The 21884-nt window shown below is 39.1% G+C and carries 23 protein-coding genes; 7 read left to right on the plus strand and 16 right to left on the minus strand.

The window, feature by feature from the left end:
* Positions 1-134: 134 nt before the first annotated feature.
* Positions 135-734, plus strand: coding sequence for a hypothetical protein (locus CDZ88_RS10795; protein WP_100373545.1), 600 nt, complete (start codon positions 135-137; stop codon positions 732-734).
* Positions 735-841: 107 nt separating this feature from the next.
* On the opposite strand, the gene CDZ88_RS10800 is transcribed toward CDZ88_RS10795, so the two are convergent.
* The 4 genes from CDZ88_RS10800 to CDZ88_RS10815 all read right to left on the minus strand — a co-directional run bounded on the left by CDZ88_RS10800 (position 842) and on the right by CDZ88_RS10815 (position 5529).
* The gene (locus CDZ88_RS10800) at positions 842-2290 is read right to left on the minus strand and encodes a carbon starvation CstA family protein (RefSeq protein WP_100373546.1); all 1449 of its coding nucleotides are present in this window, start codon (positions 2288-2290) and stop codon (positions 842-844) included.
* Positions 2291-2446: 156 nt separating this feature from the next.
* Complete coding sequence (locus tag CDZ88_RS10805; RefSeq protein ID WP_198507847.1) at positions 2447-3190, minus strand: LytR/AlgR family response regulator transcription factor; 744 nt, start codon at positions 3188-3190, stop codon at positions 2447-2449.
* Positions 3187-4941, minus strand: a complete 1755-nt coding sequence (locus CDZ88_RS10810) for a sensor histidine kinase (RefSeq protein WP_100373548.1) — start codon at positions 4939-4941, stop codon at positions 3187-3189. The genes CDZ88_RS10805 and CDZ88_RS10810 overlap by 4 nt, the downstream gene beginning before the upstream one ends.
* A 21-nt stretch (positions 4942-4962) precedes the next feature.
* Positions 4963-5529: a helix-turn-helix domain-containing protein gene (locus CDZ88_RS10815; protein ID WP_100373549.1), complete on the minus strand. Its 567-nt coding sequence runs from the start codon at positions 5527-5529 to the stop codon at positions 4963-4965.
* A gap of 117 nt (positions 5530-5646) precedes the next feature.
* Here CDZ88_RS10815 and CDZ88_RS10820 point away from each other — a divergent pair, with 117 nt between their 5' ends.
* From CDZ88_RS10820 to CDZ88_RS10840, 5 genes are all read left to right on the plus strand, one after another.
* Positions 5647-6345, plus strand: coding sequence for an AzlC family ABC transporter permease (locus CDZ88_RS10820; RefSeq protein ID WP_100373550.1), 699 nt, complete (start codon positions 5647-5649; stop codon positions 6343-6345).
* A 4-nt stretch (positions 6346-6349) separates the two neighbouring features.
* On the plus strand, positions 6350-6655 hold the full coding sequence (locus CDZ88_RS10825; RefSeq protein WP_100373551.1) for an AzlD domain-containing protein: 306 nt from the start codon (positions 6350-6352) through the stop codon (positions 6653-6655).
* A 93-nt stretch (positions 6656-6748) separates the two neighbouring features.
* Positions 6749-8005, plus strand: a complete 1257-nt coding sequence (locus CDZ88_RS10830) for a hypothetical protein (protein WP_100373552.1) — start codon at positions 6749-6751, stop codon at positions 8003-8005.
* Positions 7998-10994 (plus strand): DEAD/DEAH box helicase, encoded by a 2997-nt coding sequence (locus CDZ88_RS10835; protein WP_100373553.1) that lies wholly within the window; start codon positions 7998-8000, stop codon positions 10992-10994. The genes CDZ88_RS10830 and CDZ88_RS10835 overlap by 8 nt, the downstream gene beginning before the upstream one ends.
* 9 nt (positions 10995-11003) lie before the next feature.
* Complete coding sequence (locus CDZ88_RS10840) at positions 11004-11183, plus strand: hypothetical protein (protein WP_100373554.1); 180 nt, start codon at positions 11004-11006, stop codon at positions 11181-11183.
* A 65-nt stretch (positions 11184-11248) separates the two neighbouring features.
* Here the strand turns inward: CDZ88_RS10840 and CDZ88_RS10845 are convergent, their stop codons facing one another.
* The 4 genes from CDZ88_RS10845 to CDZ88_RS10860 form a co-directional block, all read right to left on the minus strand.
* Positions 11249-11746: a BsuPI-related putative proteinase inhibitor gene (locus CDZ88_RS10845; RefSeq protein WP_157796536.1), complete on the minus strand. Its 498-nt coding sequence runs from the start codon at positions 11744-11746 to the stop codon at positions 11249-11251.
* A 14-nt stretch (positions 11747-11760) separates the two neighbouring features.
* Entirely contained in the window at positions 11761-12582 is an 822-nt protein-coding gene (locus CDZ88_RS10850; RefSeq protein WP_100373556.1) for a YitT family protein, read from the minus strand.
* 4 nt (positions 12583-12586) lie between these two features.
* Positions 12587-13417, minus strand: a complete 831-nt coding sequence (gene yjfP / locus CDZ88_RS10855) for an esterase (protein ID WP_232718624.1) — start codon at positions 13415-13417, stop codon at positions 12587-12589.
* A gap of 137 nt (positions 13418-13554) precedes the next feature.
* On the minus strand, positions 13555-13821 hold the full coding sequence (locus CDZ88_RS10860; protein ID WP_100373557.1) for a hypothetical protein: 267 nt from the start codon (positions 13819-13821) through the stop codon (positions 13555-13557).
* A gap of 126 nt (positions 13822-13947) precedes the next feature.
* On the opposite strand from CDZ88_RS10860, the gene CDZ88_RS17450 reads away from it, so the two are divergent.
* Positions 13948-14079, plus strand: a complete 132-nt coding sequence (locus tag CDZ88_RS17450; protein ID WP_157796537.1) for a DUF3941 domain-containing protein — start codon at positions 13948-13950, stop codon at positions 14077-14079.
* A 25-nt stretch (positions 14080-14104) separates the two neighbouring features.
* Here CDZ88_RS17450 and CDZ88_RS10865 read toward each other — a convergent pair whose 3' ends face one another.
* From CDZ88_RS10865 to CDZ88_RS10895, 8 genes are all read right to left on the minus strand, one after another.
* Positions 14105-15100: a hypothetical protein gene (locus tag CDZ88_RS10865; protein ID WP_100373558.1), complete on the minus strand. Its 996-nt coding sequence runs from the start codon at positions 15098-15100 to the stop codon at positions 14105-14107.
* Between the two features lie 170 nt (positions 15101-15270).
* Positions 15271-15411, minus strand: coding sequence for a lmo0937 family membrane protein (locus CDZ88_RS17455; protein WP_157796538.1), 141 nt, complete (start codon positions 15409-15411; stop codon positions 15271-15273).
* A gap of 108 nt (positions 15412-15519) precedes the next feature.
* The gene (locus tag CDZ88_RS10870) at positions 15520-15885 is read right to left on the minus strand and encodes a rhodanese-like domain-containing protein (RefSeq protein ID WP_100373559.1); all 366 of its coding nucleotides are present in this window, start codon (positions 15883-15885) and stop codon (positions 15520-15522) included.
* 30 nt (positions 15886-15915) lie between these two features.
* Positions 15916-17001 carry an AI-2E family transporter gene (locus CDZ88_RS10875; RefSeq protein ID WP_100373560.1) on the minus strand — a complete coding sequence of 362 codons (1086 nt, stop codon included), beginning with the start codon at positions 16999-17001 and terminating at the stop codon, positions 15916-15918.
* Between the two features lie 116 nt (positions 17002-17117).
* Positions 17118-18164, minus strand: coding sequence for a LacI family DNA-binding transcriptional regulator (locus CDZ88_RS10880; RefSeq protein WP_100374672.1), 1047 nt, complete (start codon positions 18162-18164; stop codon positions 17118-17120).
* 139 nt (positions 18165-18303) lie between these two features.
* On the minus strand, positions 18304-19146 hold the full coding sequence (locus CDZ88_RS10885; protein ID WP_100373561.1) for a sugar ABC transporter permease: 843 nt from the start codon (positions 19144-19146) through the stop codon (positions 18304-18306).
* A complete protein-coding gene (locus CDZ88_RS10890; RefSeq protein WP_100373562.1) occupies positions 19146-20438 on the minus strand; it encodes a carbohydrate ABC transporter permease in 1293 nt (430 codons plus the stop codon). Before CDZ88_RS10890 ends, CDZ88_RS10885 begins: the two co-directional genes overlap by 1 nt.
* Positions 20439-20516: 78 nt before the next feature.
* Positions 20517-21794, minus strand: coding sequence for an extracellular solute-binding protein (locus CDZ88_RS10895; protein ID WP_100373563.1), 1278 nt, complete (start codon positions 21792-21794; stop codon positions 20517-20519).
* Positions 21795-21884: the final 90 nt, after the last annotated feature.

Here is a 21884-nt window from a genome sequence, read left to right on the forward strand (position 1 = left end):
GTTTTTTTATGTTTTTACCCACGCCCAATTATCTGAAAACTAGGCGAATTGCTTCTTTTTTCTTGCTTAGAAACATATGATGTAGCAACCTTACAATTTAGTTATCGCAAGCCCCAAGAGGAGTGTGGACTATAATGAGAGATGCTTTTGTGGATGTTGAATTTTCAGATGTATACATTGAATTAACAAAGCCAGCACTCCATCAATTCATTAAAAGAATGATGAGCCAGCATTACTCGTTGTTTTGGCGATACGATTCTAAGACGATTTATTTAATGATTGAACTTGAAGACTCAGTACACGAACTTCCTTTTATACGCAACACTGATTTTCTAACTCTATCCGCCGAATGTCTTCATGTTTATGATGATGTCCTTGCAAGTGCCATTGAAAAATTACTTCAACGTGAACGTGGGAATGCCATTGTGAAACGAGTGACTGAAGGTCCTCTCTACATTACGTCCTACCAAGCTGGCGACATTGAGTCAATGATAGAAATTGATGGGAGTGAGAAAGTGATGATGAATAGAAATGGATCGATGATTCAGTACAAGGATGATGGGAAATCACTCGAGCCAAAAACAATTTTTAATATGATGAACCTTGAAATTGATTATGTATTAATGGAATTACATGAAGCGCTTCTCAACCAAGATGACTCGGAAATAGAATCTCATAAAAGGCGCTTAAAGAAACTGCTGCAAAGACGCGAACAAGTTGAACAACTACTTTAGTTCAACACTAATAAAGCTATACGTTGCTAAATGCAACGAAAAAAGCAAGCACATCCTAATCGGTGCTTGCATTTTTTCGGGGACTATTATGAAGTTTATCTCCACTTTTATGCTGCCGAACGATCATCCTCTAGTCTTTCATCAATTGCAATGTTAGACCTGAGTTGCTTTTTGGCTTTAATCGTAAACAACGTAATAACAACCGCTGTTCCTAAAGCGGCTACCGCATAAGAAACATTCATTGGTAATCCAAAGCCAATCTGTGCATTGGCAATATAAGTGAATGTCACCATCGTCATAAACGCTGCTGGAATACTCGCAATCCAATGTAGCTTATGAGCTAAGATGAGATACATTGCCCCCACCCATAAAGCAATCATAGCTGTCGATTGATTTGCCCATGAGAAGTAACGCCACAAAATATCAAAGTTTATTGTTGTTAAATACATAGAGATCGCAAACATAGGTAAAGCAATAAAGAATCGATTCCTAATTTTCTTTTGACCAATTTTGAAGTAATCAGCAACAATCATTCGTGCACTCCGGAAAGCTGTATCACCTGATGTGATCGGTAAAATAATGACTCCGATAATCGCTAGTGTTCCCCCAATTGCTCCAAGCATTGTAATCGAAACCTCTGTAACAACCGCACCCGGACCACCAGCTGCAAGTAATGCACTTAAGTCTGTTCCGTGGAATAAACTCATTGCTGCTGCCGCCCAAATCATCGCGATAACGGCTTCTGTAATCATCATGCCATAAAAGATACTACGTCCGTTTTTCTCACGCATCGTTGTACGTGAAATGATTGGTGATTGTGTAGCATGGAAACCTGATAAGGCTCCACAAGAAATGGTCAAGAATAATAACGGAAAGATCATTAATCCTTCTGGATGCATATTCGTAAATGTTAATTCAGGAATAGGTGCCCCTGTAACGATTAAACTTCCACCAATACCTAGTGCACTAATGACTAGTAGAGCCCCTAATAACGGATAGACACGCCCAATCACCTTATCAATTGGTAGCATTGTAGCAATAACATAATAGATAAAGATAGCAGCAATTATCATGCCTAATGTTACCCATCCAGGTGCTAAACTATCAATTAATGAAGCAGGTGCACTTACAAAAACTGTTCCAACGAGTAATAGAAGTAAGACCGAAAACGCATTAACGATATGCTTCATCGCTTTTCCTAAAAACTTACCTGCAAGTTCTGGAAGATGCGCGCCCTTATTACGAATGGAGATCATACCCGTAAGGTAGTCATGAACTGCCCCAGCGAATATTGCCCCTAGTACAATCCATAAGAAGGCAACAGGACCGTAAAGAGCCCCCATGATTGGACCGAAAATCGGACCAACTCCAGCAATGTTTAATAACTGAATCAAAGAATTACGCTTTGTTCCCATCGGTACATAATCGACACCATCTTGTTCGGAATAGGCAGGAGTCGGTCGATCTGGTTTGACGCCAAACACTCTCTCAACAAATTTTCCATATGTGAAATAACCAATAATTAATAAAACGATTGATATTGCAAACGTTATCATTTTTAACCACACCCCTTAACGTTTTCTTGCTTTTATTGTAGCAAGATTCGACATCAAAGGTTATGAAAGCGGTTTAACGCGTAGGAATTAGCTACCTACATGTACAAAATACATCCTAACATGCGATTTTTCATAGAATGTTCACATATCGAGCGCTTATAATTCTAATTTTTCCCTCAATGCTTTGACATAAGTTCGACTTGCAGGAACCTCATCCTTTATTCCTTTCATTTTTATTTGATACGCCCCATTAAACCACGGAACAAGCCCTTCTATCTCAGCTAGATTTACAATATAACTTTTATGCGTTTGTAAAAAAGGATAGCCTTCTAACTTTTGTTTTAATTCTTTTAAGGGCGTTCGAACTCGATACATTTGCTCTCGTGTGCGAATAACCGTTTCCCGCTCCTCTTTTGATAAATAAAGAATACTTCTAGGATCTAAATATCGGATTCTTTCTTCATCATCCACTGCTAAGCGCGTTAGTCTTTCTTTGCTTGTCACCACGGACTGCTTGTGTTGAAATTGCTTTAGCACTTGTTCTCGGTATCGTTTCAGCGTCTCACTTAATTCGTCCTCGTCAAAAGGCTTTAACAAATAATCCATCGCCTCTACTCGAAAAGCTTTTGCTGCATAGTGCGCATGAGCCGTAGCAAAAACCACTTTTGGTTTGTTCTTAATCTTCATTAATGATTTCGCTAATTCAAGTCCATTCGTTTGTGGCATATCGATATCTAAAAAGAGTAGATCCGGCTCATGATTAATGATAGCCATTAATCCTGATTGTGCTTCTTCACACATAGCAATGACCTCAACATCTTCATGTTGCTTCAAGAGATGACACAGCTCATCACGACTATGTAACTCATCATCAATAATCACCGTTCTTATTTTTCTCATCCCTCTTCCTCTCTTTCTGTTAAAGCGTTTATGCATAAGGTAAACGTTGTCCCTTCACCAGGCACACTATCTACCCTAAGATTGAATTCATCTTGATACATCATTTCTAGCCTTCTGTTTAAATTAAACAATCCAATTCCAGTCCCTACTTCTGATTTCACAGGTTGTTTAAATAATTCTCTCTGACGATAATCATTCATCCCAACCCCATTATCAGAGATCTGCAATTGAATCCGTTGATGATCTCCTGTTACTCCGATCCTTAACCAACTTTGACCTACTTTATCTTTTAATCCATGTTTCATCGCATTTTCAACAAGAGGTTGAAGCGTCATCGGTGGCACGAGAAAAGCCTCTGCTTGTGGTTCAACATCAAACTCTACTTGGAGACGATCACTAAATCTTGCTTCCTCAATTTGCAAATAAGCTTTAACATGGTCCAACTCTTCTTTAATCGTTGCTTCTGTTTGTTGACTACCAGTTAAATTTTGTCTAAAAAAACGAGATAATGAAATTAACAACTTACGTGCTTTATTCGGGTCCGTACGAATAAGTGACACAATGGTGTTAAGTGCATTAAATAGAAAGTGAGGATTCACTTGGGCTTGCAATGCTTGAATTTCCGCTTGCTTCGCTAATTCCAGTTGATCATCTACATGAGCAAGCTCGAGTTGTTCACTTAATAACTCTGCTAAACCTTTAGCTAGTTCGATCGTGGTTGGTGTCCGTTCTTTCTCTGAGTGAAAGTAAAGTTTTAATGTTCCACTTGGCTTGTTTTGTTGAATCAAAGGGGCAATAATTGCTGCGCGTAAAGTTTCAGATTGGCTTAGACCTGTCATGTCAGCCGCACTCGCAAGCATGAGCTCCCCCGTCTTTAGCACATCTTTTGTTGCTGGTGTTTTTATCAATCGACTCGAAGGCATGTCTTCTCCATCTCCGACATACGCTAGGACAGATGTATGGTTTGTAATCGATACAGCTGCAACATCAATTTCTCGATACAAAATTGAACAAGTGGCCTGAGCTGAATCTTTTGATAACCCTTTTCTCATATGCTTCAATGTTTGATTGGCTAATCGGAAGGATCGCTCTGCTTGAAGACGCCCCATTCTCTCCTCTACACTGATAACATTGCGAATAATTAAGATGAAAATAGCTGCTCCTATGCCGTTAGCTACAATCATTGGTAGACCAATCTCTGCTACGAGTGACCAAGCCGTAGAAAAAGGTTGAGCAATGAGTAAGATGATGAGCATTTGCACCGACTCAGCTAACATTCCTACGAATAAAGCGGTTTGCCAAGATACGATGCGTCGATGACGAAAACGTTTAAAGAAATAGCCAGCAATTATTCCCGCTAATACAGTAGAAACACCACAAGCAAAAGCCGAGAACCCTCCCAATGTATAACGGTGGACTCCAGCGATAAACCCTGCCCCCACTCCTACTTTCCATCCACCTAATAGCCCTGCTATGACAATACCAATCACTCTCGCGTTAGCAATCGCCTCACCTTCTCCGAGTGAGACCGTCCATCTACTATATAGGCCAGACTCCGCGTGAATAGTGAGTCCTGTGTATGTACCAATGATGCCAAAAATCCCAAACATCAGCATGAAATTTACTCGTTGAACCGTTGACACGTTTTTTTGTTCAATGATATTCCGAACAAAACGAAAGCGCGTGATCAAAAAGGCTACTGTCACAATAATTCCGAGTCGCTCAAGCATGACAAGCATTAACTCCCACATCAACCACACGTTCCTTTCTTTTTACTTTGTTTGATAATAAATAAACATCGTGACAAGGCATTTTTGTTCATTGCTGAGATTTTTATAATGGTGAACTTCATCTGCTTGGAAATGAATGGCTTGTCCTTTGTTTAACTCATACCTTTTTTCTCCTACAAATAATTCTAGCACTCCATCTTCGACAATTAAATATTCCTCCACACCTACTTGATGACCTTCTGATTGATTAGATGTGCCTGGCTCTAGAGAAAAAGAGAAAATTTCAAACGGTTTGTCGAGCGGCTTAGGAAACAACGGATATACGCGAAAACTTTCGTCATGACCTGTTAAAGGCTCTATTTCTTGTCGTTTTACAACGGTGACGCCTGCTTGTTCCTCTTCTAAAAACGAGGTAAAAGAAACATTCAATCCCTTAGCAATCTTCCATAAGGTTCCTACTGTTGGATTCGACTCTCCTCGTTCGATCTGACCTAACATCGGCTTACTGACACCTGTTTGCTTTGATAACTGATCAAGACTATACCCATGCTTTGTACGGATTGATTTCAAACGCCCTCCGATTAACTTTGATATTTGTTCTTTCTCCATAAAAAAACTCCTTGTTGTACTGTATGTTTTAACATACAATAATATAATATATTATGTGTTCCGAGATATACTTTTTATGTAAGTGTATCATGACCATTAAAACGAAGGGGCAAAAAAATGGCGACAACTATACTCACTCATCAAAAATCTGAATTTTCTCGTGGCCTTATGGCAGGTACAAGTATCGCTATAGGCTATCTCCCCGCTGCATTAACCTTTGGCTTGCTAGCAAAAGGAACAGGACTTAGCTTTTTTGAAGCGATGGCGATGAGTATGTTTGTTTTTGCTGGCGCGGCTCAATATATGGCTTTAAATTTGCTTGCCATTGGAACTGGCGCCTTTGAAATTATCTTTACTACCTTTATTGTGAACATTCGTCACCTACTTATGAGCGCGTCTGTAAACGAACGCGTCGAAGAAGCCCCTCCTTTCATTAAAGCCATTTACTCTTTTGGCTTAACAGATGAAGTATTTGCTGTCTCCTCCACCCAAGAAGGCACCGTTCGAACCGGATTTATTTTCGGTGTAGCGTTGATGGCATATACTAGTTGGGTGATTAACACAGGTGCTGGATACCTCGTCGGCTCTCTATTACCTGCTTCTCTTCAAGCAAGTATGGCGATTGCGTTGTATGCAATGTTTATCGCATTACTTATTCCGTCTGTCAAAAAAGAGCGGAAAATCTTTTACTTAGCAGCAACTGCCGCCATGTTAAACGGTGTATTCTCGCTTGTTATGCCAAGTGGATGGTCCATTGTCCTTGCGACGTTAATGGCTTCTATAGCTATTGAATACATACCAAAAAAAGGAGGTTAGATCTATGTCACTTACTATGGCCTTAATCATTGCTGGTATGGCCATTGTCACCTATATACCGAGAATGCTCCCTCTTACGTTTATGGATACACTCAATATTCCTACTTGGCTACAGGCCATTCTTCGTAATGTCCCCTATGCTGCTCTTGGGGCGTTAATTTTCCCAGGAATATTAACGGCACATGAAAATATTTGGTTTAGTCTCATTGGTGCAATCACTGCTATTCTCGTAGCTTATTTAGGAGCAAACCTAATTGTGGTCGTACTTAGCAGCATTAGCATTATCATGGTTTTAACACTTTTAATGTAATTCCTCACAATGACACCCCACTCCCCTTTCATTCTCCCCTTGAAAACGATACAATAAAAGAATGCTCATAAGAATGAAACGGGGTGAACGTGGGTGAACCGCCTTCCCAAACAAGAAGAAATCCGACTAGAAAAGCAAATGGAACAACATGTCATTGATACTTATAAACAGCTCGTCACTTCGCGTTACTATACTAAAAGTCAAATAGAACAGATTGTATTAGCGACCAAGAAGGTCCTTCCAAGTGATGAACTCGAGCGAATGAAGCAAATCCTCGTTCAAGTGAAAGGGGTTCTTGCCCTTGCTGTTCGAGCTAACACATACGATGCATATGAAAGACGCTTTAGCCAATACTTTCATTCATTATTAGAAGAGGTAGCAGCACTTATAAAGAAAATGGACAATCAATCAAACGAGTATCAGAAACTTTTAAGACGTATTCTTTTTTACTTTGTTTATGATGCGTATGAAGAGCGCTCTCCCTGGCCTTACCTCGTCTTAAAAATTGCTGACCACGTACCCGTAAGGCAACTTGAGGTTATGGATCAATTCTTAGAGGAATCGTTGAGTGATACAGGCTATGCAAGAAAAGTATCAATTGCCAAAAGCTATCTTCTCCTGAAAGTTGGCAAGGAGCGAAAAGCATTGTCCTACTTAATGAGAATTGTACCCATAGGTCAACAAGAAGTGACCGTTCATTTTCAATGTTTAAAAAAACGGGAGCGCTGGCAAACCATTCAAGAATGGTTCGCGCAACTGTTTCCAAACAGGTCAGAGCGTGGGTATGGTTCTCTGCAACAAATAGCAGACGAAATGCACGCCTCCTTACATCAATCAGCCAACGTGTTAACTGGCGTATGGAAAAGGTGGCTTTTACAACCTAGTTTTCAACGTTTTCTATCATTATTAACTCACGTGCCAGCTGATGAAAGAGACGCATTAGTAGATCAATTACTACATGAACTAAAACAGTCTCTACATCAAACAGAAACAGTTATAACCTATATTCGTATGTTAAAAGAATACGAAAAATATGAAGAAGCATCTGCATTTTTTCTTATACATGAACACGACCCACTCAGACTACATCAAGAGAAAAAAGACCTTTTGAAACGAATTGAACAGCATAAACCGTCACTTGCCAAACCCATTCATCATCAGTTTGTAATTCGTCTTGTTGAAAAGAAATCTAGGGTTCATTACGAGGCAGCCGTCGGGTCCATCCGAACGTTACAAGAACTTTATCTAAAAACAGATGAACGAACACTCTTTTTTCACTACTTAGCTCGAATGAAAAAACAATATCGAACGTATCGAGCGTTTGTTGAGGAGTTGAAAACGATTGAATAAAGACATCTTGATCCATGGAGGGTGGCTTGGAGAGCACTTCTTTCTTTGGGGTGAAAAGCTTCATCGTAAAAAATTTGATCAACTTGCTAGCTTCCAATATCCGTTTCTAGTCCCGGCATTTGAATTAAAGTTAGCGCTTTATCGTCATGATCCCGCTAGCTTTTATGGGACATTTGTTGAAACAGAGAAAGCCGTGATTGATGTTCCATTAACGGAGAGAAAATTCATCTCTCCTGCTGGGGAAATGACTGTGTACCAAGCGCAACAAGATATGTCTACCTACTCCTTCCCAATTGAAGGAGTTCTCTTATCTGTCGATGAATTAATCAGTCTATCACTCCAATTTGACATTTGGGAACGTGAAGAAGATCTTATGATTTCGGAAGATTTACGTTATTGGATCACTGTGTTGAAAGAAACTCGTTCACAGATTATCGCTGGAAATTTTCAACCTTCACCATCAGGCCAGTGGCAACTTTCTTCATTCCGGCATCGAGAATGGCTTGATGCGTTGCCAACTGTAAGCTTCTCACTTCGAAGAGCAAGCGCCTATATCCAAGCTCATTCAAATAAGGAAAATGTGTCGGATTTATTTAAACAGGTGATCAATCAAATGAGCGATGCATCGATTCGTTCTCTTCTTGATGAGGAATCAATGCAAGTGATTTATCAAGAATGGACCAACTCAGTAGATGATGAGTTAAAGCCATCCATTCTCGCACTAGCTCATTCTGAACAAATTGATGTGTCTTTATCTGAGCAGGCATTCAAACAACGTCTTGGTACAGTTAAAGTAGAGCCATTTAAGTCTGCCTTAGCTCTTCATGAGCCTGATCGAAGGGATGGAGAATGGAATTTATCAATTTGTGTAGTTGACCGTCAACACCCAAGTCAAATGATTGAAATGACTGAATTAGAGCGTGGGGAACACCCATGGCGCAGCAATCCCATCAGCCAATTAAAAAAAGATTTACAAGAGTTAAAGCAACAATTACCTGAACTAAAAAGTTTATCGGTATCTAATCCTATTATTGGCGTTGATTCAGAGGCTGCCTATGAGCTATTCACATCACATCATCAACTTGTGAAGTCGATTGGCTTCCATCTCATCGTCCCAAAATGGATGAATGAGAAAAGAAAATTGAAAGTGGAACTAAAGATGGATGGTGGTAATGAGAGTGGGTGGAGCGAACCTCTACTTGACTGGCAGAGTCTTGCTTCCTTTACGTACAATGTGGCGATAGGAGACCAAACAATTAGCGCAGAAGAATTCGAGCAGTATGTAAAAGGAAGCAAACCATTTATTTACGCAAATGGCGAGTGGGTCAGTTGGGATCCTGCTCTTGCATCAAAGCTCCAAACTTACCTAAAATCAACTTTAGGAAGTGCTAGTTATTTCGAAGCGTTAAAATTAGAACAGGACATCGATCCGAACTTAACAGAGGATTTAAATATCGAGTGGGAAATATCATGGAATGAGGCATTAGAGGAATCTTTAAAAGCTTTATACACAGAGTCTCCCCCCCCGATTACGATCCCTTCAACATTTGAAGGAGAGTTAAGGCCTTATCAACATCAAGGAGCTTCGTGGATTTCTCAATTACGAAAAGCTGGTTTTGGTGGTTGCTTAGCTGATGATATGGGACTTGGAAAATCAATTCAAACAATTGTTTACATGCTCCATACATTTTTTCATCAAGACTCAGCGCATCATAAGCCGTTTTTATTAATCTGTCCAACGTCACTTATTTACAATTGGGAGAATGAGTGTCGAAAATTCGCCCCTGACCTTCGAGTGTTTATACATCATGGACAGTCGAGATTGAATGAGTTTAGTGAGGCTGAATTAATGAATTGGGATTTGGTCATTACATCCTATCAGCTTGCCGTGAGAGATGTTGAGCCGTTTAGTGAGGTCAGCTGGAATGGACTAATTTTAGATGAGGCCCAACATATTAAGAATGTGGATACAAAGCAACGAAGAGCCATTAAACAATTGAGGGCGACACACAGACTCGCATTAACAGGAACCCCTATTGAAAACCGTTTAAAAGAACTATGGTCATTGATTGATGTGTTGAATCCTGCTTTCCTTGGATCGTTCCAACATTTCCAAGAAGCGTTTATTAAACCAATTGAACGAGATCGTGACCAAGAACAAGTCAATACATTGCAAAAACTGATTCATCCTTTCATTCTCAGACGAAAAAAATCTGATGAAGTTCTTGAGTTAGGTCTACCTGAGAAGCAAGAACAAATCCACAAGGTCACTCTTTCTGTCGAACAAGCCGCTCTTTACCAAGCGGTCGTCGATGATATCTTATCGAAACTATCGACCGTCTCACAGCTTGAACGACGAGCTTTAATTTTAAAAAGTTTAACAAAATTAAAACAAGTATGTAATCACCCTGCTCAATTTTTAAAAACCGATGATGTCTCCCAGCATGATTCAAATAAATGGGATGATCTTTTTGATTTAATTGAAGAGATTCATAAAAAGAAAGAAAAAGTATTGATCTTTTCCCAATATAAAGAAATGGGTCGCTTGATTGCAGAAGAGTTAAAACGCCGGTATCAAAAAGATGTTCCCTTTCTACATGGGAGTTTAACGAGACCGAAAAGGCAAGAAGCGATTGAACGATTCCAAAGTGATCCTGAGGTGACTGCCTTTGTTCTATCCTTAAAAGCAGGAGGGGTAGGCTTAAATTTAACTGCAGCTAATCACGTCATTCATTATGATCGTTGGTGGAACCCTGCGGTTGAGAACCAAGCAACAGATCGTGCTTTTAGAATTGGTCAAACAAAAAATGTAACCGTTCATAAGATGATGACAACAGGAACACTTGAAAGCCGTATCGATATCATGCTAACTCAAAAACAAGCGCTTGCTGATCAAGTGCTAACAGCAGGTGATCAAAAAGTCACAGAGTTATCAAATGATGAGATCTATGATTTGATCCATCTCACATCAAGCGCACAAAGGGGTTAGTTGTATTATATGAGGACTGAATTTGAAGAACCATTTACTGGCTATTGGAGTGGAAAAGAAAAAACACCTCAAATTTTATCACATCATCAAGTTAAAATAACGCAAGATGATACTGATCAACAATCTGCCATTTGGCTGAAGGTAAAACAAGCGATTCAAGAGAGCGCAAGAACAAAGTGGGAAACATAGGTTGGTTCGATCAACCACCGCAATCAAAAAGAAAAGGATTAAGCGAATTATCGCTTAATCCTTTTTTAGTTTATCTCAACAGTCGTTTCAGCCTTAAAGAATTCTTTGTTTGTTAACTCTTCTCCATTTACTGCCGCAGCCACAACTTCAATATTAACTGTATAGAGGCCTTGACCCCAACCTTTTGCACGAATTGTTTCTTGATACGTTTTAGTTTCTCCTGCTTCAAAATCTACTTGAGTCAAAGCCATCGTAAACATCATGTCATGAGAAAAACGATATTGCTCTTCTCCATCTTCGTTAACAAAGACGATTTCATAAATCTGTCCAGATGTAAAATCAAGAGACGCTCCCTCTTCCATTTGATTAACCACATCAATGTCAACAAGAACTTCTCCATCTTCTAATTGTGTCGCATCCGCTTGAACGTTCCAATCGTCGTTCGTATCCATCGCCTCTTCTCCTTCAACTAGTTCATCGTTGTTTGTTACAGCTTGCCCGCAAGCCCCCATGATCGTCATGAAACAAACGACACTAAGAAATAAAAGCCATCTATTTTTCATATACATTGCTCCTTTTATTCTTTTCTAAATAGCCCGTAAATACCCGCTGTCTCTACAATGTTCGTAAATGCTTCAGGGTCCACTGAATCGATGATATGTTTCAGTTCATACAACTCATATCTTGTAATAACCGTCATCAATACTTCTTTTTCATCGGCTAAGTAACCACCTTTGGCAGGAAGTCTTGTAATCCCGCGTGTAATTCGTTCATGAATCGCTTGTCGTAATTGTTCAGGCTTTTTCGTAACAATCATAGCTGTTAATTTGACATGTCTTGTGTGAATTGCATCAATGACGCGCGATGTCGCATAAAGCGTAACTAATGTATACAAAGCTTTTTCTGGGTCAAACATAAGTCCTGAAGCAAGAACAATAATTCCATTGATAAGAAAGAAATAAATGCCGACTGGACGATCACTTAATCTCGATATGATCAAGACGATGACGTCAATTCCCCCTGTAGAAGCCCCGACTTTTAAAGTAATTCCAGCTCCGATGGCAGCGATCACGCCACCAAAAACAGCATTTAATAAAATATCGGATGAATAATTAATAACAGGGACCATTTCAAGGAAGAACGTTGTAAATACTACATTTAAAAAACTATATACTGTAAAGCTCTTTCCTATTTTCAACCAACCAATAATGGCTACAGGAACATTCAGTAAGAATAAAATAATTCCAGTAGATAGTGGCAGAGTCGTTGCAAGTAATTGTGAAATACCCGTGAATCCACTAGCAAACACATTAGCTGGAATTAAGAAAAAATTTAATGAAACAGATAACAAAAAAGCGGAAAAAATAATGACAGCAAGTTTTTTTAGTTCATTAATCATGGTATCACCTTACAGGAGCCTTTCTATTTTCCGTGTGGAGTTGATCACAATACCACTCGACAGCTGCTAACATCGCACTTCTAGACACTTTGTGACCTGCTTGTTCTTCTCTGATGAATGTGATTCGTTGCTTTTCCTGTTGATCATTCGTTTGTAATTGGTTAAAAAGAGACTCTGAGTAATGGAACGGAACGACTTGGTCTTGTTCCCCGTGCCAAATAAAGAGTGGGCGGTTACTAAGGATCTCTAACTGAGTAGAGAAGTCAAATTGAGAAATGTCTGCTAGCAACTCTTCTTTCGTCTCTTTGGCAATAGGGTGTCCTTGTCGTTCGAGCATGGATAGCTGCTCCTTGGCAAACATTTCATGATAAGCCGTACCCATAAAGGCCGCAGCCGAATCAATCCACTCATATTGCGTCAGCGCACCATAAGTTGTAATGGCTCCCATCGATGTCCCACTTACTCCAATAGAGCTTAAATCAATCACAGAACGTGCGAACAATTCTTCTTTTATCTCATTTAGTTCTTTTATCGATTGTTGTACAATTGTCCAAAATAACAGATTGCGTTCATTACCCGACACTTCAACTTCACGCTCTCCATGATGAAGAGCATCCGGCATGATCACTCTAAATCCTTTGTCTGCAAGCATATAAGCAATCGGCAAATTATGCTCTTTTGCACTTGTAAACCCGTGAAGGAAAAAGATCGTGGGAAGTTTATTGTTATGATTCTGATCAGCTCTCACTACATGTAACACAGGAATGGAACTATAGGTTTCATTTTTTACTGTGATCACATCAATCCAACTCCTTCTGTGGTTTAGTTTAATCATTATAGCATTTTACTCCTTGCAATTCATCTTTCTAGAAATAGTACAAATTATTCAACAAACAATTAGATCGACAACAGCATCCTCTTTACACACTCAAATAAAAAGCCACCTCAAAAGGTGACTTTCACTGTTCAACATTATTGCTTTTTATTGTAATGTTGCACGCTATATAAGGCTCCTTCGCCTACCATTTTGTTATCTTCGACGTCATAAGGATCAGGATGACCAATTTCAAGAGAAGGATCTTGGTTCGTCTGGCTAGCTTTATTCTTTGTCATATTGGAATACATTTCTTTCACTTTTCGTTTTGTACGTTCTCTTCTCTCATTGTCACTTAAAATGACTGTTGCTGCACTCGCAACTCCAGCTACTACCGTAGTAAAAATCGTTCCTTTAATACCCATTTGAAATCACCCACCATTCTGAATTGATATTTTATATGTTCCCTGATCTTTAAATTATAAACCTTTTTCATGAAACAGCTTATTTTTGCACATACTAAACGTATCCATATGAAAGTAGGTGAAAAGATGTCTCACACAGGTGATGCAAACAAAAAGAAAAAAGATTCCAACGCCATTAATGCTCAAAAAAACAGACAAGTAGAAAAGAATGCTTATCAAGGTAAACATGCTGACTCTAAAGAGCCAGATCATTTATAAAAAAACAAGCGAAGAGTCACTCTGACTATGTGCTCTCGCTTTCTTCTATTTCCTCTTCTTGAACTTCTCCGAACCCTCTTACATGATGATCCCAATAGCCTATTCGCTCAATCATTTGATCTCTATTTGCAATAAACCAAATCGATCCAAATTCAACATCGTAAATAATAACTTGCTTGCCATCCATTGTCTCTCTCACGAACTGACTACCGTACGTACGAATGGCATCATTTACCCGATCCCCAACTCGAATCCCTTTGGATGTTGGGTAGAGATCAGTTGATACAATCAAATGTGACAATCTACCTTCAGTCATTTCTAACTGTAAGTCATAGACAGATTCCACTCGTTCATATCCGTACTTATCTTGGTAAGAGAAGTCCTTATCAGTCCCATAAAAACCATAATAATCGGCTTTTTTTGCAAACCCAGTATTCCAGTGAATTTGACTGAATTGGTTGGTGACTGATTTGTGACTCATGCTAACAGACAATCCAGCTAGCTCCCCGAGTCCTGGAGAGTTCACATGAATCATTCTCTCTTCTTCGTATACGTAATAATCAAATCCTAATTTCGGAATATCGGCTAATCGAATCATATCTCGACGATTGACATAATTTAGAGTGAAATCTTCCATGAATAATAAAATTCTCTCGCGTTCTAATTCTACTTCCATTTTTTCTCCGTCATTACTTTCTTCTAGTAACCGACTTTCAACAGATGAGAGAAGATCGTCATCTGCTTCTTTCATACGCTCTTCGTTTAAGGTGCGAATGATTTTTTGAACATACGAAGGACCACCACTGAGCTCTGGATGAAATTCCGAAGCTTCCATTAAAATGGGGCGTAACGGTACCGACCACTCCCCGTTCAGATACATTGGATTGCCAACATATCGTTGTTCTTGCCCGTCCATATAGAACCACACTTTAGACTCAGCTCCTACATTCGAATGAGCTAAATAGAACAATACAAACAAACTAATCATGAACACACTTAGTAAACTTTTGAAATTAATCATTAATATATCTCCTATTTCTATTCTTCCTTTACAATAGTTTACTAGATTTCAGTCTTTTTTCCTACAATATTCTTCTTTTTAGGCCTTTTTTTTAGAAAGTGAGTAGGCTCAACCTAATTAGAAAAAGCTCAACAATTAGCTGAGCTTTCAAGTAATGCTGATTGTTTCGGTCAAGCTTTTCTTCCTGTAACTAAGCGTATAATAAACAAGACCAATGCAATGACAAGTAAAATATGGATTAAATTTCCGGCAATCTCGAAACTAAATCCTAAAATCCAGAGAATTAAAATAACAATTAAGATGGTCCACATATGTTCTCATACTCCCTTCTCACGATGGTACACTTAGTGTATCCGATTGAAAATTCCTTATTCCAAAAAAGAAGCATGGAGTCAGCTTGAGCTGACTCCATGCTTCTTTTAACGATACAATTCATCGATTTCTTCTACTACCCATTCAAGCCCTGTCGCTCGTTCACCATCCCAGCCTAACATTCCCCCGGCGAAATTTTGAACGTGATCGAAACCATTTTCTTTTAAGAACCTTGCGACATTCTGACTTCTTGCCCCACTGCGACAAACAAAAACATATGATTTCGTTTGATCTAATTTTCCAAGATGCGCTGGAATCGTATGCATAGGGATCAGCGGTACACCAGGAATATGGCTTTCTTCATACTCATCTAATTCACGAACGTCAATAATAAGAGACGAATCCTTTTGTTTAAGCATCTCTTTAAGCTCTTCAACTTCCACTTGCCTAATTCCATCTTGTTCATTTTTCATACTTTTCACCTCATCTAGAATTTACACTTGTTAATCAATGGGTCCATTTCTTAATCGTAACAAGCGGTACGTATGCATCACAATGACTTTACCAACTGCATACGTTGGTACGGCTAATAATAATCCGAGTAGTCCTGCAAACCGACTCGCCACAAGCAAGAGTAAGATAATGGTTAACGGGTGAATGTCTAACTTCTTTCCCATAACCTGAGGGGAAATTAAGTTACTTTCAATTTGTTGCACGACAACCACTACAATAATAACGAGCAACGCTGTAAATGGAGAATCAAGAAATCCGACGATTACCCCTGGAAATGTTCCAATCCATGGTCCTACAAAAGGGATCACATTTGTAAACATCGCAATCAATGCGAGCACTAGCGGGTATTCAATACCGATGATTAAATAACCGATATAAACAAGAACCCCTACACAAATACTAACAATGATTTGCCCTTGAAGGTAAGAGCTTAATGCATGATCCATATCTGAAAGAATCCGTTCTCCTTCTTTTTTCTGCTTTCTAGGTAATAAGCGCAATACTTGATTAGGGGCCTTCTCACCCTCTTTTAACATATAATAAAGGACGAAAGGAATGATGATTAAAACGATAACGACATTGGCAATAAAACCGATGAAGCTCGCAATATTAGTTCCAATACTAGACATAATCCCTGATAAATATTCTTCAAGTGTTGATGTAATTTCATCCAAGGACAAGTTCTCACTATCTTGGAACCTGGAAATGTACTCATTCTCTTGAACAGCAATAATCATTCCACGAATTTCGTTCATGAATGATGGCCAATTCGTCGTTAGACTCGTGAACTGACTTTGCAGTTCCGGCCCAATAACGAAGAAAAGAATGGTAATTAGTCCAATGACTGTTAAGTAAAGAATTAAAATAGCCAGTCCTCTAGGGATTTTCCGAGCTAAAAGATTTACAAATGGTCGCAGTAAGTAGAACAGTACACCTGCCAACACGATCGGTGCAAATAATGTTTGTACTAGCACGACAACCGGCTTAAAGATCCAGTCTACAAGCGAACCTAAATAGATGACTAAAAAGATTAACACTAACCAAACACCAAAACGAAATGCTTTACTTTGAGGCATACAATTGTAATTCCTTCCTTTTTGTTTTTAATTATATCATAGCTCCCTAATAAATGGCTTCACTTACCTATCTATACCCATTCAAAGAATCGTCATAACCAAAAAAAGAAGCCAGCTTAGGAGCTAACTTCCTTCTGTACTACACGCTTACGACAGGTTTGGCGTTTAATAAATTTATGAGGGACAATGACTTTCTTTGTCGGTTGCTTCGGGTCATGTATTTTTTTGATTAAGCAATCCGTAGCTTGAAAGCCTAGTTCATAAATGTGGATATCGACCGTAGTCAAAGGAGGAGAGGATAGTTCTGAGAGCATGACATTGTTGAAACTAACGACTGACATTTCTTCAGGTACAGATATCTCCATCTCATCTAACATTCTCAACACGCCTAAAGCCATTAGATCATCAGCAACGACAAGAGCAGTTGGTGGCTTTTTTAGTGACATTAATTCAATAACAGCCTCTTGCCCACCTTCTTGAATTTCATCATAGTACACCGCATACTCATCCTTGGATTCAATTCCTGCTTTTTGTAGCGCCTGTTGATAGCCTTCTTTATGATCTTTTGTCACAACATAATCGAGATTACCACCAACAAAACCAATCTCTTCATGACCTAATAACACGAGATATTCAGTCACTGTTTTTGCGGCTTTTAAGTTATCGTTGTTCACATAACTTACATTCATCGCCTCTGCTTCATGCGGACGACCAATTAATACGAATGGAAAATCTTCTTCTATTAAATAGTTAATGACTTTATCATCAATTTTTGAGTACAATAGCAAAATCCCGTCCACACGTCTACTTTGAACCATTTGACGAACTTCATCTAAGATCTCATTTTCCGTTTGACCTGTTGATAGATACAAGCCAAATTTTTCAAGATATGCTTTAGAAGTAATCCCTCGAATAACCTCAGGAAAGAATGGATTTTGAAAGGCAATCTTTGCTGAGCTTGGAATAATGACTCCTAATGTATTGGTTTGTTGATTGACAAGGCTCCGCGCATTGAAATTTGGATGATAACCAAGTTCCTCCATCGCTTCCCTCACACGCTCCTTCGTTCGTTCACTAATTCTAGAGCTATTGGCGATAACCCTTGAAACAGTAGAAGGAGCCACATTTGCAAGCCTAGCAACATCCTTAATTGTAACCGCCATCATAAATCCCCACCTTTAGTCATCCATCATTACGTTAATATTCTCTATTGTAACGAGCATACTCGTAAAGAACAATGCATTCTCTAAGATTCGTAGTTTAAAAATAAGAGAATGCGGTGGGTAAGCACCGCATTCATCATTATCCTTTTGTTGCTCCAGATGTTAAACCTGTAACGAGGTAACGTTGTAATAATAAGAACACTGTTGCAATCGGAATAGCAATTAAGATTGCACCTGCTGCAAATCGTGTAAAGTTATTCGCAAATTGATCATTGACAAAGTTAAACAATCCTAACGCCAATGTGAAGTTCTCTGGACTTCTTAAAATAATTCGCGGCAAGATAAAGTCCATAAATGGTGTCATGAAGTTAAATAATGCAACAACTGCTAATATGGGCTTAGCTAGTGGGAGCATAATCGTAAAGAAAATACGGAAGTGCCCGGCACCATCAAGCTTAGCCGATTCATCTAACTCATTAGGAATCGTATCGAAGTACCCTTTAACTAAGAAGGCATTCATCGGAATGGACGTTCCGACATAAATAATGATTAATCCTGTTAACGTATCAAGTAGGTTTACAGTATTTAATAAAATGTACAAGGCAACCATCGCCATTAACACGGGGAACATTTGAAGCATTAAGAATGCATATAGACCATATGTTCTACCTGTGAAGCGGTAACGCGAGAAGGCGTAAGCAACTAACGCTACAGTGAATGTTGATAAAACCGACGTACATACAGCGACAATTAACGTGTTTTTGTACCAGGTTAAGTAGTTACTTCTCGGATTTGTAAACAACCACTCATAATGCGTAAATGAAATATTATCAGGAATCATCTTAGCACCGTAAAGACTTGTACCAGGGTTTAATGATAATCCAATCGTCCACAGCAATGGGTACCCAATAATAATGAACATGATAGCAATAATTCCATATATACCTGCTACTTCTAAGTTTGATTTTAATTTGCGGTTCATTATACGCTTCCCTCCTCTTTAAAGGAACGACTACGACGGAACTGGAAGAAGGCAAAAGTTGCAACCATTATTCCGATAATGATTGAAATTGCAGCAGCCATACCGTACTGATTCGTTTCAAAAGTAAGACCGTACACCCATGAGATCAAAATGTCTGTCCCACCTGCATTTTGTCCCCGAACAGCAGGTCCACCTTGGTTAAATAAGTAAATAATATTAAAGTTATTAAAGTTAAATGAATACTGCATAATCAATAACGGTGCCGTAGCAAACAAGACATGTGGCAATGTAATAAAGCGGAATTTTTGAAGGCGATTCGCTCCATCCATATCAGCAGCTTCATACCAATCACTTGAAATACTTGTCAAAATTCCGGTGAATAAAGCAAATACAAATGGGAAGCCTAACCAAACTTGAATCATAATTAGTGCCGTTTTAGCCCAGAAAGGATCACTCATCCAAGGAATTCCGTCTCCTCCAAACAGCGGCATAAGAATATCACGGTTAATTGCACCGAAATTATCGTTAAACATAGCTGAAAAAATTAAGATGGTCACAAAACCCGGTACTGCCCAAGGTAATATTAGAACAGTACGAATTAATTTCTTTCCTTTAATTCGCGGATCATTGACGAGTATGGCAAGAAATAAGGCTAAAATAATTTGTAGTGATGTTGCTACAAACGTCCAAACAAGTGTCCAAGATAATACTGAGAAAAATGTATCTCTCCAAATTGGAACCGTTACAAGATCAATAAAGTTTTTAAAGCCAATCCACTCTAGTAGGTTTCTTGGCGGAGCGTTGTATAAGCTGTAGTTTGTAAAAGCCAAACCAACCATATACATTAAGGGAAATACGACTGTGAAAATTAATAGTAATAATCCAGGCGCCGTTAGTAAATAAGGGAAACTCTTGTCATAGGCATGACGAAACCCTTCTCGAAAGCTTGGTGCCGTCCAACCTTGTTGGATTCTCTTTGCATCCTTGCGTGCATCCACATGGTTAATAACATAGAACAAGATCGCAAATGACATTAGGATTAAAGACATAATCCCTTGGGCTAGAAGCAACCTCGAATCATCTACTCTCGGTACTGTTCCTAATGTGAATAAGCCCCAAAAACCGATATTCAAAAAATTATAAAATACGCCAAAGAAGGCTGCAAAGAGAATAAAGAAGGCCGATCCTTTTGCATAACGGCGGTTGTAAAATTGCCCTAAACCAGGCACAACGGAAAGAAGTGTAGCAATATTTGGGTTGTGCGAACGCGGTTCACTGTTAGTTGTTTTCATCGTTAGTGTCCTCCTTAAATGCTAGGATGAGAAGGGAAGCATATTTGCTCCCCTTCCTACCTATAGGGCAGTCTCTGATTAGTTAGCACCTTCAGTTAACTGAATTTGCTCCTTAATTTGTTCTACCGCTTCCTCTAATACTTCTTGTGCGTCTTGACCTTGAGAAATAAATTCAAATGCATCTGCCATTGGGTCCCAAACTTGAGACATTGCTGGGATGTTTGGCATTGGAACAGCGTACTCAGCTTGTTCTACTAAACCTGCGCGTAACTCATCATCAATTTCAACATCTGAACGAGCAGGAAGCTCACCAGCTACTTCAAAATATGTTGTTACACTTTCAGCATTTGTAATAAATAGCGCAAGCTCTGTTGCCCACTCGATGTTTTCGCTATACTCGTTAACTAACCAACCTTTAACACCAGAAAATGATGCTAAATTTTCACCGTCAATCTGAGGAAGTGGAGCTACCGCTAAACTATCTCCTAGTGCTTGAGAGTAGTTAGGAATGTTCCAAGGTCCAGTTACAACTGCTCCAACTTTACCAGCTTCAAACAGACCGTTCATTACATCACCAGTAATACCTTGTGGTAAGTAACCTTCTTCAAACCAATTTTGAATGCGCTCTGCACCTGCAACCGCGCCTTCATTTGCTAGACCTAGATCTGTGTTGTCATATGCACCATCAGCATCTTGGTTAAATACATAACCGCCAGTTGCTTCTAGGAAAGGATATAAGAAATAGAAGTTAGTACCTTCCATTAAGAATCCATACTCATCAGCAGAAGCATCTGTTAAATCTGCTGCAATTTGCTCTAACTCTTCAATTGTTTCTGGAGCTTCTGGAACAAGATCTGTGTTGTACATTAAGCCGTAAGTTTCAATCACAGCTGGAATACCAAGCTGAGCACCTTCATAGCTAAGTGCTTGAAGTGCACCTTCAGGGTAACCTGCTAACTGCTCTTCTGTTAGTTCAAGTTCTGCTGCTAATCCTTGTAGGTAGATATCACCCATGCGATCATTAGGTTGGAAGAATAAATCTGGGCCGCCACCAGATGCTGCATCAAGTGATAATGCATCCGTTTGCTCAAGCATTGAAAATGGAGTAATGTCTACATCAATCCCATATTCTTCTGTGAAACGAGCCGTAATTTCATCGTATGCATCAAGTTGTGCATCTTCATCATTTACCCACATTGTTAATGTGTCAGGCTTTTCAACCTCTGTTGTTGCTTCCCCATCTTCACCTTCTGCTGGAGCTGGAGTTGCTTCTTCTTCACGATCTGGACCACATGCTACTAAAGCTGCAATTGTCAGTGACATTACTAAAAACAATAAGAATGAACGTAATTTCATTTTTTTTCCCCCTCGACCTTTTTAAATGTTCTCTAAAATCCGCTTAAATATACAACGCTTCTCTTGCCTTCATCACTCCCTTCAATTAAT

The organism is Bacillus sp. FJAT-45037 (genome assembly GCF_002797325.1).
In the GTDB taxonomy this organism is placed as follows: domain Bacteria; phylum Bacillota; class Bacilli; order Bacillales; family Bacillaceae_D; genus Alkalihalophilus.

What these genes read in the sequence shown, in the direction of transcription:
- CDZ88_RS10795 (WP_100373545.1), top strand. Translation starts at nt 135, where the DNA reads ATGAGAGATGCTTTTGTGGATGTTGAATTTTCAGATGTATACATTGAA.
- CDZ88_RS10800 (WP_100373546.1), bottom strand. Translation starts at nt 2,290, where the DNA reads ATGATAACGTTTGCAATATCAATCGTTTTATTAATTATTGGTTATTTC.
- CDZ88_RS10805 (WP_198507847.1), bottom strand. Translation starts at nt 3,190, where the DNA reads ATGAGAAAAATAAGAACGGTGATTATTGATGATGAGTTACATAGTCGT.
- CDZ88_RS10810 (WP_100373548.1), bottom strand. Translation starts at nt 4,941, where the DNA reads ATGTGGGAGTTAATGCTTGTCATGCTTGAGCGACTCGGAATTATTGTG.
- CDZ88_RS10815 (WP_100373549.1), bottom strand. Translation starts at nt 5,529, where the DNA reads ATGGAGAAAGAACAAATATCAAAGTTAATCGGAGGGCGTTTGAAATCA.
- CDZ88_RS10820 (WP_100373550.1), top strand. Translation starts at nt 5,647, where the DNA reads ATGGCGACAACTATACTCACTCATCAAAAATCTGAATTTTCTCGTGGC.
- CDZ88_RS10825 (WP_100373551.1), top strand. Translation starts at nt 6,350, where the DNA reads ATGTCACTTACTATGGCCTTAATCATTGCTGGTATGGCCATTGTCACC.
- CDZ88_RS10840 (WP_100373554.1), top strand. Translation starts at nt 11,004, where the DNA reads ATGAGGACTGAATTTGAAGAACCATTTACTGGCTATTGGAGTGGAAAA.
- CDZ88_RS10845 (WP_157796536.1), bottom strand. Translation starts at nt 11,746, where the DNA reads ATGAAAAATAGATGGCTTTTATTTCTTAGTGTCGTTTGTTTCATGACG.
- CDZ88_RS10850 (WP_100373556.1), bottom strand. Translation starts at nt 12,582, where the DNA reads ATGATTAATGAACTAAAAAAACTTGCTGTCATTATTTTTTCCGCTTTT.
- yjfP (WP_232718624.1), bottom strand. Translation starts at nt 13,417, where the DNA reads ATGATTAAACTAAACCACAGAAGGAGTTGGATTGATGTGATCACAGTA.
- CDZ88_RS10860 (WP_100373557.1), bottom strand. Translation starts at nt 13,821, where the DNA reads ATGGGTATTAAAGGAACGATTTTTACTACGGTAGTAGCTGGAGTTGCG.
- CDZ88_RS17450 (WP_157796537.1), top strand. Translation starts at nt 13,948, where the DNA reads ATGTCTCACACAGGTGATGCAAACAAAAAGAAAAAAGATTCCAACGCC.
- CDZ88_RS10865 (WP_100373558.1), bottom strand. Translation starts at nt 15,100, where the DNA reads ATGATTAATTTCAAAAGTTTACTAAGTGTGTTCATGATTAGTTTGTTT.
- CDZ88_RS17455 (WP_157796538.1), bottom strand. Translation starts at nt 15,411, where the DNA reads ATGTGGACCATCTTAATTGTTATTTTAATTCTCTGGATTTTAGGATTT.
- CDZ88_RS10870 (WP_100373559.1), bottom strand. Translation starts at nt 15,885, where the DNA reads ATGAAAAATGAACAAGATGGAATTAGGCAAGTGGAAGTTGAAGAGCTT.
- CDZ88_RS10875 (WP_100373560.1), bottom strand. Translation starts at nt 17,001, where the DNA reads ATGCCTCAAAGTAAAGCATTTCGTTTTGGTGTTTGGTTAGTGTTAATC.
- CDZ88_RS10880 (WP_100374672.1), bottom strand. Translation starts at nt 18,164, where the DNA reads ATGGCGGTTACAATTAAGGATGTTGCTAGGCTTGCAAATGTGGCTCCT.
- CDZ88_RS10885 (WP_100373561.1), bottom strand. Translation starts at nt 19,146, where the DNA reads ATGAACCGCAAATTAAAATCAAACTTAGAAGTAGCAGGTATATATGGA.
- CDZ88_RS10890 (WP_100373562.1), bottom strand. Translation starts at nt 20,438, where the DNA reads ATGAAAACAACTAACAGTGAACCGCGTTCGCACAACCCAAATATTGCT.
- CDZ88_RS10895 (WP_100373563.1), bottom strand. Translation starts at nt 21,794, where the DNA reads ATGAAATTACGTTCATTCTTATTGTTTTTAGTAATGTCACTGACAATT.